The 629-nt window shown below is 40.7% G+C and carries 1 protein-coding gene and 1 pseudogene; one reads left to right on the top strand and one right to left on the bottom strand.

All coding sequences use genetic code 11. From position 1 onward, the window contains the following. Positions 1-253 (top strand): annotated as a pseudogene (locus AC1DRF_RS31355) (LLM class flavin-dependent oxidoreductase); the annotation flags it as partial. Positions 254-270: 17 nt separating this feature from the next. On the opposite strand, the gene AC1DRF_RS31350 reads toward AC1DRF_RS31355, so the two are convergent. Continuing rightward, the coding region (locus AC1DRF_RS31350; RefSeq protein WP_477742747.1) for an aminoglycoside phosphotransferase family protein at positions 271-629 on the bottom strand (359 nt) is incomplete at its 5' end.

The following is a 629-nucleotide window of genomic DNA, read 5'->3' as shown; positions in this document are numbered from 1 at the left end:
GCATAAAATGGAAGCAAAAGGTGTGCCTTCTATTAAAGAAGCGGCCAGCTATCCGCTGACGGAAGAAGAAGAGAAAAAAATGAAGAAGATGAAAGAAGCCATGATTATCGGAGACCCAGAAGAAGTACACGTCCGTCTTCAAGAAGTTCAAGCACGCTACGGAGCGGATGAACTCATGCTTGTCACCATTACACATGATCCGGCTGCCCGATTAAAATCATATGAGCTTGTCGCAGAGAAATGCAAAAAATAAGAGCCAAATGTCGGCTCTTATTTTTTATGCCCGTAATAGTACTCAAATAAGTGCTGAAATGCTTCTATAGCACGTAAAAAAGAAGCGGCATCTTGGCGGTCCTCTATTAACCAGCACGTGGCTAGTACAGAATGAGCGTATCCCCACAGTAAAATGCGTTTTTTACTTACGTTCAGTTCTTTTACAAATATATTGATTCGATGGTCAATTGTCTCTGCCACGTTTGTCTTAGGCAGATGATTTAAAAGAAAAGGGATAATTTCGTACTCTTTTTCTCCAATTAACCCTTTTGGATCAATTATTTTCCACGCCTCACCAGACTGTAAGATGTTATCATGATGCAAATCGCTAAAAAAGCTGCTGAGAAGTGCGGTTT

Source organism: Priestia sp. P5_B4 (genome assembly GCF_056400385.1).
The sequence above is the reverse complement of the archived record's forward strand: the minus strand, read 5'-3'. Positions and strand labels throughout refer to the sequence as shown.